Annotated in this window: 13 protein-coding genes and 1 rRNA gene; 6 read left to right on the top strand and 8 right to left on the bottom strand. The window is 68.7% G+C overall.

Annotated features, from left to right (window positions below; genetic code table 11):
- From rrf to ACFO60_RS39185, 3 genes are all read left to right on the top strand, one after another.
- Nucleotides 1–99: ribosomal RNA gene (gene rrf / locus ACFO60_RS39195) — 5S ribosomal RNA — on the top strand; the annotation flags it as partial.
- A 343-nt stretch (nucleotides 100–442) separates the two neighbouring features.
- Nucleotides 443–2,344, top strand: coding sequence for a protein kinase domain-containing protein (locus ACFO60_RS39190; protein ID WP_380852035.1), 1,902 nt, complete (start codon nucleotides 443–445; stop codon nucleotides 2,342–2,344).
- 221 nt (nucleotides 2,345–2,565) lie between these two features.
- Complete coding sequence (locus tag ACFO60_RS39185) at nucleotides 2,566–4,158, top strand: hypothetical protein (RefSeq protein WP_380852038.1); 1,593 nt, start codon at nucleotides 2,566–2,568, stop codon at nucleotides 4,156–4,158.
- Between the two features lie 51 nt (nucleotides 4,159–4,209).
- Here ACFO60_RS39185 and ACFO60_RS39180 read toward each other — a convergent pair whose 3' ends face one another.
- Entirely contained in the window at nucleotides 4,210–4,590 is a 381-nt protein-coding gene (locus ACFO60_RS39180; RefSeq protein ID WP_380852032.1) for a cell division protein SepF, read from the bottom strand.
- Between the two features lie 165 nt (nucleotides 4,591–4,755).
- On the opposite strand from ACFO60_RS39180, the gene ACFO60_RS39175 reads away from it, so the two are divergent.
- The gene (locus tag ACFO60_RS39175; RefSeq protein WP_380852029.1) at nucleotides 4,756–5,553 is read left to right on the top strand and encodes a PhzF family phenazine biosynthesis protein; all 798 of its coding nucleotides are present in this window, start codon (nucleotides 4,756–4,758) and stop codon (nucleotides 5,551–5,553) included.
- A 72-nt stretch (nucleotides 5,554–5,625) separates the two neighbouring features.
- On the opposite strand, the gene argS is transcribed toward ACFO60_RS39175, so the two are convergent.
- The 3 genes from argS to ACFO60_RS39160 form a co-directional block, all read right to left on the bottom strand.
- Entirely contained in the window at nucleotides 5,626–7,359 is a 1,734-nt protein-coding gene (argS, locus tag ACFO60_RS39170) for an arginine--tRNA ligase (protein ID WP_380852026.1), read from the bottom strand.
- 207 nt (nucleotides 7,360–7,566) lie between these two features.
- Entirely contained in the window at nucleotides 7,567–8,586 is a 1,020-nt protein-coding gene (plsX, locus tag ACFO60_RS39165) for a phosphate acyltransferase PlsX (protein ID WP_380852024.1), read from the bottom strand.
- Nucleotides 8,587–8,845: 259 nt separating this feature from the next.
- Complete coding sequence (locus tag ACFO60_RS39160) at nucleotides 8,846–9,448, bottom strand: DUF1707 SHOCT-like domain-containing protein (RefSeq protein ID WP_380852021.1); 603 nt, start codon at nucleotides 9,446–9,448, stop codon at nucleotides 8,846–8,848.
- Nucleotides 9,449–9,620: 172 nt separating this feature from the next.
- On the opposite strand from ACFO60_RS39160, the gene ACFO60_RS39155 reads away from it, so the two are divergent.
- The gene (locus tag ACFO60_RS39155) at nucleotides 9,621–11,024 is read left to right on the top strand and encodes a KamA family radical SAM protein (RefSeq protein WP_380852018.1); all 1,404 of its coding nucleotides are present in this window, start codon (nucleotides 9,621–9,623) and stop codon (nucleotides 11,022–11,024) included.
- A 38-nt stretch (nucleotides 11,025–11,062) separates the two neighbouring features.
- Here the strand turns inward: ACFO60_RS39155 and ACFO60_RS39150 are convergent, their stop codons facing one another.
- The 4 genes from ACFO60_RS39150 to ACFO60_RS39135 form a co-directional block, all read right to left on the bottom strand.
- Nucleotides 11,063–11,230 (bottom strand): hypothetical protein, encoded by a 168-nt coding sequence (locus ACFO60_RS39150; protein WP_380852015.1) that lies wholly within the window; start codon nucleotides 11,228–11,230, stop codon nucleotides 11,063–11,065.
- Between the two features lie 161 nt (nucleotides 11,231–11,391).
- Nucleotides 11,392–11,964 (bottom strand): YbhB/YbcL family Raf kinase inhibitor-like protein, encoded by a 573-nt coding sequence (locus ACFO60_RS39145; protein WP_380852012.1) that lies wholly within the window; start codon nucleotides 11,962–11,964, stop codon nucleotides 11,392–11,394.
- A 155-nt stretch (nucleotides 11,965–12,119) separates the two neighbouring features.
- The gene (locus tag ACFO60_RS39140) at nucleotides 12,120–12,962 is read right to left on the bottom strand and encodes an ABC transporter ATP-binding protein (protein ID WP_380852009.1); all 843 of its coding nucleotides are present in this window, start codon (nucleotides 12,960–12,962) and stop codon (nucleotides 12,120–12,122) included.
- A complete protein-coding gene (locus ACFO60_RS39135; RefSeq protein ID WP_380852006.1) occupies nucleotides 12,955–13,914 on the bottom strand; it encodes an ABC transporter permease in 960 nt (319 codons plus the stop codon). Before ACFO60_RS39135 ends, ACFO60_RS39140 begins: the two co-directional genes overlap by 8 nt.
- Nucleotides 13,915–14,366: 452 nt before the next feature.
- Between ACFO60_RS39135 and ACFO60_RS39130 the strand changes: the two genes are divergently transcribed.
- Nucleotides 14,367–16,007, top strand: coding sequence for a peptide ABC transporter substrate-binding protein (locus ACFO60_RS39130; protein WP_380852003.1), 1,641 nt, complete (start codon nucleotides 14,367–14,369; stop codon nucleotides 16,005–16,007).
- Nucleotides 16,008–16,094 lie beyond the last annotated feature (87 nt).

The following is a 16,094-nucleotide window of genomic DNA, read 5'->3' as shown; positions in this document are numbered from 1 at the left end:
AGGGAAACACCCGGTTACATTCCGAACCCGGAAGTTAAGCTTTCCAGCGCCGATGGTACTGCACCGGGGACGGTGTGGGAGAGTAGGACACCGCCGGACAAAATTTTATAGGTAGTTGTGTGCAGGGTGAGCCATCCACGGTGTGGGTGGCTTTCCTGCGTTTCAGGGCTCTTCTCGCTTTCTGATCCCTGTCGCAGGACATTTCCTCGGGGCTTTCTGTCCGCCGGGGGCTGGTCCAGCATGCCGGCTCACCCGAGCCGGAGACCTTGGATCACTGGCGAGCGGGTGACGTCATTGAGGTCGGCCAGGTAGCAGGGAAGGGTTGTTCGCCCACTCGGCCGGTATGCCGGTGATCCAGTGCGCCTGCCTGCTGTCTCATGCCGTGAGGAATGGCCGGCTTGCTGTGGGCCGACGATGATCTCCAATCTGTGATCATCCTGTGATGCCCCGCCAGCCGTGCCGGGCGAGACTATTTCCGGGAGGCGTCGCAGAGCGGCGGGATCCGTGCGACCGGGATGTGGTGAGGGTACCTGTGGCTGCTGGTTCGTTGCGTCCAGGCGATCCTGATCGGATAGGCCCCTACCGTGTCGTCGGGCGTCTGGGAGAAGGCGGCCAGGGAGTGGTCTACCTCGCGGCCGCCGAGGCTGGAGAGCAGGTGGCCGTGAAGGTCCTGCACCAGCATGCGAGCACCGATCGTGACTCGGCTCTTTCCCGCGAGCTCGCCGCGGTGCGCCAGGTCGCCGAGTTCTGCACGGTGCGCATCCTGGACATCGGGCTGGACCACAACCCGCCGTACATCGCCGGCGAGTACGTCGACGGCCCATCGCTCCAACGGATGGTCCAGGCCGACGGTCCACGGACCGGGGCCGTCCTGCACCGCCTGGCCATCGGCACGATCACCGCCTTGGCCGCGATCCACCGCGCCGGTGTCGTGCACCGGGATTTCAAGCCCGCCAACGTCCTGATCGGCCCCGACGGGCCGCGGGTCATCGACTTCGGGATCGCGCGTCTGATCGAGGCGTCGTCGACCAGGACGACTGCGGGATCCCCGCCGTACATGGCGCCCGAGCACTTCACCGGAGACCGGATCGGGCCTGCCGCCGACATCTTCGCGTGGGGTTCCACCATCACCTACGCCGCGACCGGTGAGCCGCCCTTCGGGAGGGACACCCTCGCCGCCATCGCCTACCGGATCCTGCACGACGAGCCAGACCTGAGCGGGCTGCCCGCCGACCTCCGGGAGGCGGTGTCGCCCTGCCTGTCGAAGGACCCTGAGGCGCGGCCGACGGCGAGAGACGTTCTGTTACGGCTGCTCGGCGACCGGGCCGAGCAGAACGAGCCCGGCGACCGTGCCGGCGAGGCGGGAGCCCTCCACCAAGGGATGGCGGTGGCGAGCGAGTCATCCGCCGAGGCGGCGGCGTCACGCGGGATCTCCCGGCGAGGCGTGCTCATCGCCGCCACAGCCGCGGTGGCGGTCGGAGCGGGTGCCGCGGCCGCGGTGTTCGCGGGCCTGCCCGACCGGAAGGCGCGTGCTTCCGCGCCGTCGGGTACCGCACGATCAGCGTCTGTCCCGACGGAAGCTCCGGCCGGCGGCGCCACCCCGGTGGCGCAGAGGACCGGCTCTCCCCGCGCTTCCGATGCGTCCACCCCCGCGCAGCCCTCCCCCACTCCCACGCGGTCCCCGTCCGTCCAGGCGTCGAGGCCGCCCGAGACGGCCATCGACCTGGCGGCGGCGATCGACACGGCGGTGACGGCCAGATCCACCGCGACCTTCTCGTTCGACGGCGGCTTCACCCAGAGCTCCACCGCCGCCGGCGCCACTGGACGTCTCGTGCACAGGGCGAGTGACGGCCTCACCCGCACCGACTTCGACATGAGGGTGGAAGGACCGGATCTGGGCGCTCCGCAGAGGGTCGTGGTGGTCGGCACCTGGGGTTACCCGGTGCCCCGCAAGGGGGGCAGGCGATTCGAGCTCTATTCGCGGGAAGGCGAGAAGCCGCCGTACGCCGACGGCGTGGACATGGTGGTCGCGACGGGCTCCATATTGACGATCCTGGAACTGTTGTCGGCGACCGGGCGTCTCAAGCGAGCGGGCCGCACCTACTCGGCCAGCCTCTCCACGGAATCCGCCGGAAGCGATCTCCATCAGCTTCTCACTCCCTGGAGCCGCAAGGTCGACAAGACCTATCTGTCCTACTCACTCTCCGTCGATGAGGACGATCTTCCGACCGCGTTCGTGCTGACGTGGAAGGCTTCCGTAGCGGGAGTGGGCTTGTACGAGTCCGTCTTCGCCACGCAGTATCGGCAGTGGAGACAGGGCCCCGCCATCGTCGCACCGGGCTGATGCCGTCGGCTCGGCGTGGCTGCGGGGGCGTGGGAAGCGGTGATCGGGGCGATGTGGACGATGATTCGGCGTATGCGGGACCAACTTCCTGGGGTGTGTCGGCGTGCCGTCCCGCACGGCCTCGCTCGAAGAACTAACCTGGGCGCGGTCATGGGAGTGCCCGCCGAACCCTCGCCTCCGGGGGCCTTCCTCACGCCTTCGGGGAGTTGCCCGCCTTGAGCATGGATCTGACCGCGAACCCCGACCTCCCTCGGACCGCGGACGCCGCGCACCCACAGCTTCGCGACGGAGAATCTCCAGGACCGATCGCAGAGTCGCAGGAGCACGATGGCGACCCTTCCGAACTGCGGCGGTACGCCGAGGCTCTGGTCACTCAGCTCGCCTCCGACGGCACGGCGCTCCCTGCGCCGCCCAACGTCCTGGACGCGCACGGCTACTGGCTGGCCCCCGCCACCGAGGCGCTCCTGCTCATCCTGTCCGGTGAGGACGCGCTGGACCCCCTCGCGCGTGCCGCCCAGCTCGACCAGGGCAGCACGGCCTTGTTCCTCTGCCTGTCGCTCGCCGTCAGCGGGCACGGCGGCCGCATCCACGCTTCATGGCTCGGCACCGCGTTCGGCGAGCTGACGACCGACCGTCCTGTCACGCCCGGCCAGCGGGCCCTGTGGATGGCGGCCGCGCGCGGCGCATACGGACCGGCCGGGAAGATCTTCGTGCTCCGCAAGCTGGACGCCGCCGGGGTGTCCTCGGCGACGGAACCCGATCGGTGGCTCACCGCCCTGGTCGCCGGCGATCCGCCCCTGCCCTCCGCAACGTCCCCGTCCCACCCGTCGTCTTCTCCGGAGGACGCGGCGTCGTCCCCCGCTGGGGCGGTCACGCCGCCGGATCTCGAGGTGTCTCCGCCGGAACCCGCGGTCTCCTCGCCGCCGGAGATCGCGACCTCGTCGCTGAAGGACGTGACGCCGCCGGAGGCTGTGGCACAGGCCCTGGAGGCGTCGCCCGCGCTTTCCGCCCTCCCGGCACTCGCCGAGGTTCCGCAGCTGACGCTGCCCGTGCGGGCCGCGGCCCGGCTGTCCCGGCTGCTCGAACGGTGTGCCGAGATCACCGCCGCGCGCCCCGCCGCGACCTCCCCATCCGAGCGTCCCGGCCCTTGGCCGGACACCGAGCCCCTGAACGTCTTGCGCGCCCTCGTCGGATCCGGGGAGCCAGGCCCGACGGGCGGCTCACTGGTCGGCCACCTGCTGCAAGACGTGCGGTCGAGCTCTGACCCGCACCTGGCCGCGATCGCCTTCCACGTCGCCGCGCCCGTCGTACGGGCCGCCGCCGAGGATCTCGCCGAAGCGACCCGCGTGACGCCTCCTGAGGAGATCACGGTGCCGATCCTCGGGCATGACGTCATCCTCAGGCCCGAAGGCGCCGACCAGGCTTCGCTCACGGTCGCCGAGGCGCGGATCAGGGCCGAGGGAGCCGCTCGCCTGTCGTCAGGGCGCTGGCTCGTGTACGCGCCGGCCCTGCTGCCCATCGTGGCCGTGGTGCTCGCCTTCATGGTCTCTGAGGTGTTCGCCGTCGCCGGTCTCCTTCTCGGCGGCGTGGTGGGCTACATCCTGTGGCGCCGCAGCGTGCGCGAACAGGCCGAGGCGCGTCGCGTCGAAGCCGAGGTGGGTGAGCTCCGGCAGCAGGCGGAGGCGGCCATGTGGGCGCTCCACGACTATGCCCGCGAGGCGACCGAGCGGGCGGAGAAGGCGGCTGAGGATCTCGGCGCGCTCACCCGCCTGCTCCGCCGCGGCCCGGCGGTCGCCAATGACCACCGCTCGTGAGCAGGGGCGGGGCGAGGCGGGCCGGGCGGCGTCATGCCGGCTCGGTGACGGTCAGGGGGTCGTGATCTCGACGTCGGCGGGAGCGAGCAAGAAGACCTTGTCCGCTATGCGCTCGATGCGTCCCTCGCAGCCGTACGTCAGCCCGGCGGCGAAGTCGACCATGCGGGTCGCGTCGGCCATGGACATCCCGGCGACGTCCATGATGACCGCCTGGCCTTCCCTGAAGTGCTGCCCCACGAGAAGCGCGTCGGAGTACTTCCGCGGGCGGATCATGACGATCCGTGCGGGATCCCCACCGGCCCCCCAGCGCCTGGCGGCCCGTTCCGACGCGGGCATCCACTCATCCTCGTACTCGTCATAGTCGTAGGGCTCGTCGTACTGATCCCCATCGCCCAGGCCAAGGTAGCTCACCACCCTGCGCACTGCCCCCATCGGCTGTCCTTTCCGCGAGAACCGGCCACATTCGCCGTGCCCCGACATAAATGACCGTAACCGACATGCCGCCTGGGGCCGCGCGACACGCCCATGTGCTTTTGATTTTGCCCGGCTTTCGCTGCCGTTTCGACCGGTTATCTGGGGGTGGATAGGATCGAGAGCATGCGCATCTTCACCGTCGATTCGTTCACCGATCAGCCCTTCAAGGGTAACCCGGCGGCCGTCTGCCTGCTGGACTCTGTGAGATCCGACGAGTGGATGCAGGCCCTGGCCAGCGAGATGCGACACTCCGAGACGGCCTTCGTTCTCGATCAGGGCGACGGCCTGCCTCGGTCCCTGCGGTGGTTCACCCCTGCCGTGGAGGTCGCATTGTGCGGGCACGCCACCCTGGCGACGGCGCATGTCCTGTATTCCACCGGGGCGGCGTCGGGGGCCATCGAGTTTTCCACCAAGAGTGGAATCCTGACCACCGAACAGCTTGATCACGGGTACATTTCGATGGATTTCCCGGCGTATATGCCCATCGAGATTTCCCTTTCTGACGTCCTTGCCGAGGCGCTCGGAGCGTCGGTCGTCTGGGTCGGGATGGGCCGACTCGACATCCTGGCCGAGGTGGAGTCCGAGCAGGTCGTGCGCACTTTGAGGCCCGACATCGACGCTCTGGCGGCCCTGGACGCGCGCGCCGTCTGCGTGACCGCGCGGGCGGAGGAATCCTCGAGCGGCGTCCACTATGTCTCTCGGTTCTTCGCACCGAACGCGGGTGTTTCCGAGGACCCGGTAACCGGTTCGGCTCACTGCATGCTGGGGCCCTACTGGTCGGCGAAATTGGGCGAAAAGGACCTTGTTGGTGCACAACTATCCCAACGTGGGGGTCTCGTGCGCACGAGTGTCCGTGACGGCGACCGCGTCAAGATCAGCGGCACCGCCACCACCATCTGGTCTGGCACCCTCCACGTCTGATCGTGCGGACGCGGGCCAGCGCCTCCCGGCCGGCCGCCTCTCAGGCGGCCGGCACCGCCATCGCGCGATGGATCACATGCGGTCGGGGACCGGGACGCCCAGCAGAGTGAGGCCGGTCTCGAGGACGCGTAGCGTGAGGGCGCACAGGGCGAGGCGGGACGCGCGAGTGACGGCGGGGACGTCGTCGCGCAGCACCGGGCACTTCTCGTAGAAGCTGGTGAAGGTGCTGGCGGTCTCGTAGAGGTAGGCGCAGACCCGGTGGGGCTCGGCCATGGCGGCGGCGTTCTCGACCACCGTGCCGAAGCCGAGGAGCTGGAGCGCCAGGTCGCGCTCTGCCGCCTCACCGAGGACGATGGGGCCGGTGACGCTCGCGGCGTCGATGCCGCCCTTGCGGAAGATCGACCGGATGCGGGCCGTGGCGTACTGCATGTACGGCCCGGTGTTGCCGGTGAAGGACAGCATGCGGTCGAAGTCGAAGATGTACTCGCTGTCGTGGCTGACCGACAGGTCGGCGTACTTGACCGCCCCGATGCCCACCACGCGGGCGATCTCGGCGCGGGTCGCATCGTCGTACCCGCGCTCGGCGATGGCAGCGGAGGCCCGCTCGACGGCCTCGTCGAGAAGGTCGGTGAGCTTGACCGACTCGCCGCTGCGGGTGCGGAACCGGCGACCGTCGGAGCCCAGCATCATGCCGATCTGGATGTGCTCGGCCGAGACGCCCTCGGCGAGATAGCCGGCCATGCGGGCCGAGGCGAAGACCATCTGGAAGTGAAGCGCCTGGTCGGCGCCCACGACGTAGAGGATGCGGTCGGCCTTGAGATCGCGCACCCGATAGCGGATGGCGGCCATGTCGGTCGTCGCGTAGCCGTACCCGCCGTCGCTCTTGCGGATGATCAAGGGCAGCGGCTTGTCGTCACTGCCCGTGAAACCGGGCGGGAAGACGCAGAGGGCGCCCTCGCTCAGCACGGCGACCCCGGACGCTTCGAGGTCGGCGCAGATCTCGGCGAGCATCGGGTTGTACATGCTCTCGCCGGCGATGTCGTCGTCGGTGAGGGTGACGCCGAGCGTGTCGTAGACCTTGTTGAAGTAGCGGATCGTGGCTTCCATGAACAGGTGCCACAGCCGCATCGTCTCGGCGTCGCCGCCCTGCAAGGTGGCCACCCGCCGCCGTGAGCGTTCTTTGAAGGCGGGGTCTGTGTCGAACTTGGCGCGGGCCGCCTGGTAGTACTCGTTGGTGCCACCGGCCTGCAGCTGGGCGATGGCATTGGCCTCGCCGATGTCGAGCAGGTGCTCGATGAGCAGGCCGAACTGCGTGCCCCAGTCACCGAGGTGGTTCTGCCGGACCACCCGGTTGCCGAGATGCTCGAGCATGCGCACGAGCGAGTCGCCCACGATCGTGGTGCGCAGATGGCCGACGTGCATCTCTTTGGCGGCGTTGGGCGCGGAGTAGTCGACGACGACGGTCTGCGGGGGCGTGGTCAGCCCGACGCCGCCACGCGGGTCTTCGAGCGTGCGCAGAGCCTGGGAGGCGACCCACGTGTCGTTGAGGGTGATGTTGAGGAAGCCGGGCCCGCTGACCTCGACCTTGGAGAAGACGTCGCCGGCGTCGAGGGCGTCGGCGATGGCCTGGGCGACCTCCCGTGGTGCGCGTCGCAGCCGCTTGGCCAGGCTCAGCGCCACGTTCGCCTGGTAGTCGGCGAACTGGGAGGGCCGGATCAGCGGGTCGGCGCCTGCGTACTCCGAGCCGAAGGCGGTGCCCAGCGCTTGCTGGACCCGCTCGGTGAGCACGAGCTGCGGGTCGGTCATGCGACAAGGATATCCGCTGATCATCCGGCGCCGAGAATGGTTATCCGCCGCCTGTGGACGACGGGGAGCCTGTGGACGACGCGGCATCTGCGAGTGACGGGGGATCCGTGGATGACGGGACGTCTGTGGATGGCGGGGTCTGTGGATGGCGGGCGCCCGTGGGGGGCGGGCACGCGTGGATGGCGGGGCGCCGCCGTGGATGAGGCCTCACCAGAGGCGGTGGGGGCGCTGGGTGGCCGCGACGCGGTCGCCCACGCTGGCCACGGTGCCCTGGCGGGCCAGCGTGGCGGCGAGCACGCAGGCCGCGGCGATGCCCTTGGCCGTCGAGGAGCCATGGGCGATGATCACGGTGCCGTTCAGCCCCAGCAGCACCGCGCCGCCGTACGCCTCGGGATCGAGGCGCTTGCTCAACTCGCGGAGCCGGCCGCGCTGGAGGCCCGCCGCCAGGCGGGAGAGCCGGCCGCTTTCGAGCGTCTCGCGTAGTTCGGCGAAGGCGTAGCGGACCGCGCCTTCCATGGTCTTGAGTGCCACGTTGCCGGTGAACCCGTCGGTGACGATGATGTCGACCTCGCCGTTCAGCAGGTCGTGGCCCTCGACGTTGCCGGTGAAGTTCATGCCGGGGACGGCCGTGAGGAGTTCGTGGGCGCGCTTGGTGAGCTTGTTTCCCTTGCCGGCCTCGCCGCCGATCGTGAGCAGCCCGACGCGCGGCTCCACCAGGTCCAGCGCGGTCTCCGCGTACGCGACGCCGAGGTGGGCGAACTGGACGAGTATCTCGGGCTTGGCGTCGGCGGTGGCGCCCGCGTCAAGGAGCACGGTGGGATGAGGCCGGGTCGGCAACGGGACGGCGATCGCCGGGCGCAGCACGCCCTGCTGGGCCCGCAACCGGAGCTTCGCGGTGGCCACCACGCCCGCCGTCGAGCCGGCGGAGACGACCGCCGAGGCGTCGCCGCGCCTGACCAGGTGACAGGCGAGGGCGATGCTGGACCGGGGCCGCCGCAGGCTGGCCAGGGCGCCCTCGTCCATCGTGAGCGCCTCCTCGGCCCGCACGATGGGGATCTCGCCGATCGCGTCGTGTTCGGCCAGGATCTCGGCGATCGGAGGTGGCGCGCCGACCAGGACGATGGGCACGCCGTGTTCGCGGACGGCCCGCACGGCTCCAGCCACGATCTCGCCGGGGGCGTTGTCGCCTCCCATGGCGTCAAGGGCTATCGGCGGAATGCCGTCCAAGCGGTCACCTCGTGCGGAATGAGTGTGTGTCCCGCATCGTAGGTGGCCGGGTGGGGTGGTCGGCCCGGCCTGCGGGCGTTCGTGCGTCGCGTGCCTGCCGGCGGCGCCTGGACGGGACGGGAAGGCGTGCCCCGGCGGGTACGGGAAGGCGCGCGTCGGGCCGGCCGGGCCGGCAAGGGAGGTCGCGTTCCTGACGGGAACGGATCAGGAGTGGACCGGGCGGGCGTGGAAGACGCGCGCTGGACGGGAGGGGTGGGGGTCACTGGTTGCGCCAGGGCCAGTGCCAGTTGGCGGCCGAGCGGGAGACCACGACCTTGCCGAACATGGCGCGGCCGGTCACGCGGATGAGAGGTCCGTTCGGATCGCCTCCTTCCGCGCCGCCGGAGACGTGGCGCTTGGAGAACAGCGCACTGCCCTCGTCGATGACGCGAGCGTTGGTCGGGACGCGCACGATCAGCTTCCCGCAGAACGAGTTGAGTTCCAGGGTGACCTCGCGTCCGGGCAGGACGGCGTCGGAGAGGTCGATGATCAGCGCCCCGAAGGTCGATCGCAGCGTGGTGTGGCGCCCGGCGACCCACCGGCCGCCGCGGATCACCTTGCTGAAGACGGCTGCGACGTTCTGCTGCTCGGCGCTGAAGTCCGAGGAGGACGCGCTGAGCGCGGGCGGCAGGTCGTGGGTGAGGGGGACGAGGTCGCCGATGGTGACGGCCGTGTAGGCGGCCTCCAGCCGGTCGGCGTGCTCGACGCTGGTGAGGCGGCCGGTGGCCATCGCCTCGCCGAGGATCGCGGCGACGCGGTCGCGGTCGGCGTCCGAGGCGCGCTGGGCGGTGTCGCCTGACTCGAAAGGCGTAAGAGAGCTCACCTCGCCCAGGGTAGCCGAACTCAAGATATGTCGCGATATGCGGAAGGCTTTACCGAGGCTTTTCGGTCGGACGGAACCGGGCCGACACGCGCGTGCGTCCGTACAGAAAAGTACAAGACGCTCAACAGGCGCATCAGGTTTACCGGAGAGCCCAACGAGAGGAAAATCTCGAGTGACCCTGACACAGACCGGTACGCGAGGGTTCAGGGCCTACACGGCCAAGCATCTGGACGATCTGCTGCGGCGAGCCCACCTCGACGCCGAGACGCGCCTGCGCGTCCGCGCGGTGGCGGCCGTGCTGCCTTTCCGGACCAACCCCTACGTCGTCGACGAACTGATCGACTGGTCCGACATCCCCGATGACCCGATCTACCGGCTGGTCTTCCCTCAGGAGGACATGCTCCCCGCCGGCGACGTGTCCCGCATCGCCGGGCTGCTACGAGCCGACGCTCCCCGGGAGGAACTCCAGGCGGCCGTGCGCGCCGTGCGCGTGCGGCTGAACCCGCATCCGGCGGGGCAGATGGATCTCAACATGCCGAAGATCGGCGGCGAACCCGCGCCCGGCATGCAGCACAAATACCCAGAGACGGTGCTGTTCTTCCCCAAGCAGGGGCAGACGTGCCACGCGTACTGCACCTACTGCTTCCGCTGGGCCCAGTTCGTCGGCGAGCCGGATCTGAAGATGGCCTCTGACGACGCCCGGTCACTGGTCCGCTATCTGCGCGAGCACCCCGAGGTCACCAGCGTGCTGTTCACGGGCGGCGACCCGATGATCATGAGTGCCGGCGTGCTCAGGAGGTACGTCGAGCCCTTGCTCGCCCTGGAGCAGCTGGAGTCGATCCGCATCGGCACCAAGTCGCTGGCGTACTGGCCGGGCCGCTTCGTCACCGATCCGGACGCCGCCGACACGCTGCGCCTGTTCTCCTCCGTGGCCGAGTCGGGCAGGAACCTCGCCTTCATGGCGCACTTCTCGCACCCGCGAGAGCTCGCGTCCGATCTCGTCCAGGCGGCCGTGCGGGCGATCATGGACACCGGCGCGGTGATCCGCACGCAGGCGCCGCTCATCCGCACCATCAACGACGACCCGGGCACGTGGGCCGAGATGTGGCGCGGGCAGCACGGGCTGGGCATGGTGCCCTACTACATGTTCGTCGAACGAGACACGGGCCCGCAGGACTACTTCGCGGTGCCGCTGGCCCGGGCGCATGAGATCTTCCGGGACGCCTACGCGGGCGTGTCCGGCCTGTGCCGCACGGTGCGCGGCCCGTCCATGTCGTCGACGCCGGGGAAGGTGTGCGTCGACGGCGTCGCCGAGGTGGCCGGCCTGCCGGTCTTCGTGCTCCACCTCATCCAGGCGCGCGACCCTGAGCTGGTAGGGCGCCCGTTCTTCGCGCACTATGACCCCGAGGCGGTGTGGCTGAACGAGCTGCGCCCCGCCTTCGCCGACCGTTTCCCCTTCGAGGCCGCGGCCCTCGACGGCGCGGACGGAACCGGCCGGCGCCCTGAGGGGGCGCCGGCCGGTTCCGGTCTTCGAACAGATGGGGAAGGGCTGGGCTCGAACGAACGAGCGGGCTAGGTGTCGTCTCCCGGCCGCCGGCGGCGGCCGGGAGGTCGTCAGGCGTCGGACGCCGGAGCTCGCACGTAAGTGCGGCGGGCGATCTGGGCCTGCAAGCGGGCCATCTGCCAGTGCAGCTCGATGAGCTGCTCGGCGAGCAGGCCGCGCGGAATGTCAGACGGGTCTTCGGCGGACAGGTTATCGATCGCGTTCGCCAGCTCTCGCACCCCGCACCCCCACTCCATCACGGTATCCCTCGGCTCGAATCTTCGTTCGAATCATAGTGGAATCCCGCGGGAGGTGTCAGCAGATTCACCGGGCGTGTCCGGACTTCTGTACGGTCTAGTCGCTTCCGTCCCGGCACGCACTCGAATGCGCTCGGATGCCGTCAGATCCCGTAGACGGGGGCGATGTAGCCGCGGGCCAAGGTGTTGGCCACGATGTTGAAGCCCACGACGGCGGGCGAGGCGTCGCCGTCCACCCCCAGCTTGTCCACGCCCAGGGCGTGCACGGCGAACAGGTAGCGGTGCGGGGCGCCGGGCGGCGGCGCGGCCCCGCCGTACCCGCGCAGGCCGTAGTCGTTGCGGCCGTGGACGGCGTCCTCGGGAAGCCCCTTCTTCTCGCCGCTGCCCGCGCCCGCCGGCAGCTCGGTCACGTCCGCGGGGATGTCGAACACCAGCCAGTGCCAGAAGCCGCTGGTGGTCGGGGCGTCGGGGTCGTAGCAGGTGACGGCGAAGCTCTTGGTGCCCTCGGGCGCGCCCGACCAGCGCAGGTGCGGCGAGATGTTCTGCCCCGACATGCCCCAGTCGTTGAACACGTGGGCGTCGGAGAGGCGCTCGCCGTCGCGCACGTCGTCGCTCTCGACGGTCAGCGCGGGGACCTCGGGCAGGTGGTCATAGGGAATCGGTGGCTGGTCGACCACGATGGACCTCCGAAGAAGGGACGTTCCAGACCTTCCCATCTTGCCCCCTGCGGCGAGCCCCAGCGATCAGTACAGGCCTGCGGCGCGGGGAGGGGCGGGGTCATGTCCCCGAACCGCGAAGGCGCCCTCACGAAGCCGTGAGGGCGCCTTCACATGACGGGCGAGGGTGGCGGGTGCGCCAGGACGGCGGCCGCTCAGGTGTTGTAGGCGGCGAGCACCGTCGCGGGGTCGCCGTCCATCTTGATCTTGCCCTTGTGCAGCCAGATGACCCGGTTGCAGGTCTCTTCGATCACGTCGAGGTTGTGGGCGACGAGGAAGACGGTGCCGGCCTCGTCGCGCATCTGGTGGATGCGCTCTTGGCTCTTGCGCTTGAAGTCGCGGTCGCCTGTGGCGAGCGCCTCGTCGATCAGCAGGACGTTGTGGCTCTTGGCGGAGGCGATCGCGAAGCGCAGTCGCGCGCCCATGCCGGAGGAGTACGTCGACATGGGGAACTGGACGAACTCGCCGATGCCGGAGAACTCGACGATCTCGTCGTACTTCTCTTTGACCTGGGCGGGCGTCATGCCCATGGCGTAGCAGCCGAGCACGATGTTGCGTTCGCCGGTGAGCTCTTTCATCAGCGCGGCGTTGACGCCGAGCAGAGACGGCTGGCCGTTGGTGTAGACCGAGCCCTTGTGCGGCGGCAGCAGCCCGGCGATGGCGCGCAGCAGCGTGGACTTGCCCGAGCCGTTGCGGCCGATGATGCCGATGGCGTCGCCGTGGCGGGCGACGAAGGAGACGCCCTTGACGGCGTGGACCTCCTTCATCTGGGGCCGGCCCTGGCGGCGCACGATGCGCATGAGGGCGTTGGCGGCGTTGCCCTTCTCGGAGTCGCTCGCCGCGCCGTAGACGCGGTAGACGATGTGCAGGTCGTCGACGATGACGGTGGGGATGCCGGGCGGGGGCGCGCCGGCGGGGGCGGAGGCGGCAGGGACGGCCTCGGGCGCCTCGTCCTGGGGGTGGGCCATCTGGGACGGCTCCTTGGTCAGCTCAGCCACGGCCATACCTCTCCTCGGCCCGCCAGAAGTACCAGAAGCCGCCGATCAGCGCGACCGCGGCCCAGAAGCCAGCGTATAGCCACAGTTGGGGCAGGCTGCTGTGCGGGAAGCCGTGCTTGGCCAGGTCCTCCGGGTAGGTTTCCAGCAGCAGGTGGCGCATCAGGTCGATGAAGACCGAGGGCGGGTTGAACTCCAGCAGGAAGCGCGCCCAGTCGGGGCCGCCCTTCATCTTGGCCGGGATGCTGTAGAAGACACCGGAGGTGTACAGCCAGGTGCGCAGGATGAACGGCAGCAACTGGTTCATGTCGCGGACGAAGGCTCCGACGCGTGCGAGGAGCAGGCTCATCCCGACGTTGAAGATCGTCTGCAGCAGCAGAGCGAAGGGGATCAGCAGCCACATCCAGGAGAAGGACTCGCCCGTGACGAGCACGATCACAACCAGCACGCCCATCGAGATGGCGAGCTGCTGGAACTCCTGGATGGTGTAGGCCAAGGGCAGTGCGGCCCGGGGGAAGTGCAGGGCTCTGATGAGCGAGAGGTTCCCCGAGATCGACTTGGCGCCGCCGGTGATCGACCGCTGGGTGTAGGAGTAGACGAACACACCGGTGATGAGAAACGCGGTGTAGTTGGTGATGTCCGCCTTCTGCCCCAGGATCACGCCGAACATGAGGTAGTAGACGCCGGCGTTCAGCAGCGGTGTCAGCACCTGCCAGAGCTGACCGAGCGCTGAGTCGGAGTACCTCGAGACGTTGCGCGACGTGGCGTACGTGAGGACGAAGTGCCGCCTGTCCCACAGTTGGCGCAGGTAGACGGGCAGACTGGGACGCGCGATGGCGCGTCGCAACCCGTGGCGCTCGGCGAGCGCGGACAGCGATTCCTTCCCGTTGGGAGAGGTGCCGTCCGCCCGGTCGCCCGCCCGGGAGTCCGCGACTGCGGATTCCGGCTGACTCATGGGATGGACTCTATTGGATACCTGTGAATGAGATGCCTACGGTCCTACTTGATCGCACATGACCGGAAGCCTGCTCGCGCGGGCCAGGCCAGGCGGGCCGGACGCGACGCATCGTCGCAGCTCTGTGGCCGGGGGTGGCCGGGAAACCCCGCACGGCCCGGATGTGCGATCAGAGGCTGAGCTGTGTACCTTGGTGACTGCTTTATGCCGAATCAAGGCATTATTGACAGCCTAGTTGGTATGCGTCTGACGTCCGTCAGGGACACGTGTGACCGAACTGCAATGCGCCAGAGACTCGCTGGTGAGAAGTAGTGAGGAATGCTCACGGTCGTCTGGCAGGGCGTCAACTGATTTGAGCGTGTCCGCGAACTCCAGGGTCGATCCCCTGGGAGGCGTACTCGACATGAGCGGCTCAGTCTCTACGCCCACCTTAGAGGGAGGATTAATCCACGATGCGTGTGACCAAGGGCGCACAGATCGTCGCCGGGACCGCACTGCTGGCGCTCGCGGTTGCGGCGTGCGGCGGCAGCGGCGGCACCACCGGTTCCAGCTCCAGCGCCGCAGGCAACGCAGGCGCGGTCAGGGTTGAGATCGCTGAACCACAGCATGACCTCATCCCGGGCAACACCACCGAGACCAGTGGCGCCGAGGTGCTGAACGCACTGTTCGTCGGCCTCGTCGACTACGACGCGGACAAGAAGCCCTACAACCGGGTCGCCGAGTCCATTGAGTCGCCGGATTCCACCACGTGGACGATCAAGCTCAAGGACGGCTACAAGTGGCACAACGGTGAGCCTGTCACCGCCCAGAACTTCGTTGACTCCTGGAACTTCACCGCCAACGGCGCCAACGCCCAGGAGGGCAACTACTTCTTCGGGAGCATCACCGGCTACGACGAGATGAACCCGGGCGAGGGCAAGACGCCCACCGCCACCACCCTCAAGGGTCTGAAGGTCGTCGACGACAAGACCTTCACCGTCGAGCTCAAGAACCCGTTCTCCGGCTTCCCGACCATGCTGGGTTACACGGCGTTCTACCCCCTCCCCAAGTCCGCTTTCGAGGGCGAGGGCAAGCTGAAGGCGGACTTCGGCGGCAACCCGGTCGGCAACGGCCCCTTCAAGATCTCCAAGCCCTGGAAGCGCGGCACGGACCAGACCATCTCCCTGGTCCGTAACGACGACTTCAAGGAGGGCAAGGCCAAGATCGACGCGGTCGACTTCAAGATCTACACCGACCTGAGCACCGCGTTCAACGACCTGCGCGCCGGCAACCTGGACATCATGGACCAGCTGCCGCCGGAGGCCATCTCCACGGCCAAGCAGGAGTTCGGCGACCGCTACATCGAGCAGCCGTCGTCCGGCATCGGCTACATCGGCTTCCCGATCAAGGCCGGCGCCGACTACGCCAAGAACGCCGACATCCGCAAGGCCATCTCCATGGCGATCGACCGCAAGACGATCACCGAGACGGTCTTCTCCGGCACCCGCGTCCCGGCCGACGACTTCATCAGCCCGGTCGTCTCCGGCTACCGCCAGGGCGCCTGCGGCGAGGCCTGCACCTACGACCCGGCCAAGGCGAAGGCCCTGTTCGAGTCGGCCGGCGGGCCGAAGGCGGGCACCATCGAGATCGGCTACAACGGCGACGGCGGCCACAAGGAGTGGATCGAGGCCGTGGCCAACAACCTGCGCACCAACCTCGGCGTCGAGGTGACGCCGAAGCCGGTCGAGAAGTTCGCGGCCATCCTCGAGGACCTCGGCAACAAGAAGTGGCCGGGCGCCTTCCGCATGGCGTGGATCATGGACTACCCGTCTCCGGAGAACTACCTGCGTCCGCAGTTCGGCTCGGGCGGCAGCTCGAACTACTCTGGCTACAAGAGCAAGGAGTTCGACGACCTGGTCACCCAGGGCGACGCGGCCAAGACCCTCGACGAGGGCGTGAAGTTCTACCAGCAGGCCGATGACCTGGTGCTCAAGGAGCTCCCGTACATCCCTGTGTACTTCTACCAGACGAACGGCGCATACTCGCAGCACGTGAAGAACGTGAAGATCGACCCCTTCGAGCGGATCGACCTGTTCAACGTAGAGAAGGCCTGACGTCGACCACTCCGGGTGGTTAGGTACGCTGAACCACCCGGAGTGGGCGACACCCACGAGGGCAGCTCTGTTGGTTGCGGCGGGCTG

Source organism: Sphaerisporangium dianthi (assembly GCF_042654065.1).
Lineage (GTDB): Bacteria > Actinomycetota > Actinomycetes > Streptosporangiales > Streptosporangiaceae > Sphaerisporangium > Sphaerisporangium dianthi.
Note: the sequence above shows the minus strand (reverse complement) of the source record. Positions and strands in the feature narration are given on the sequence as shown.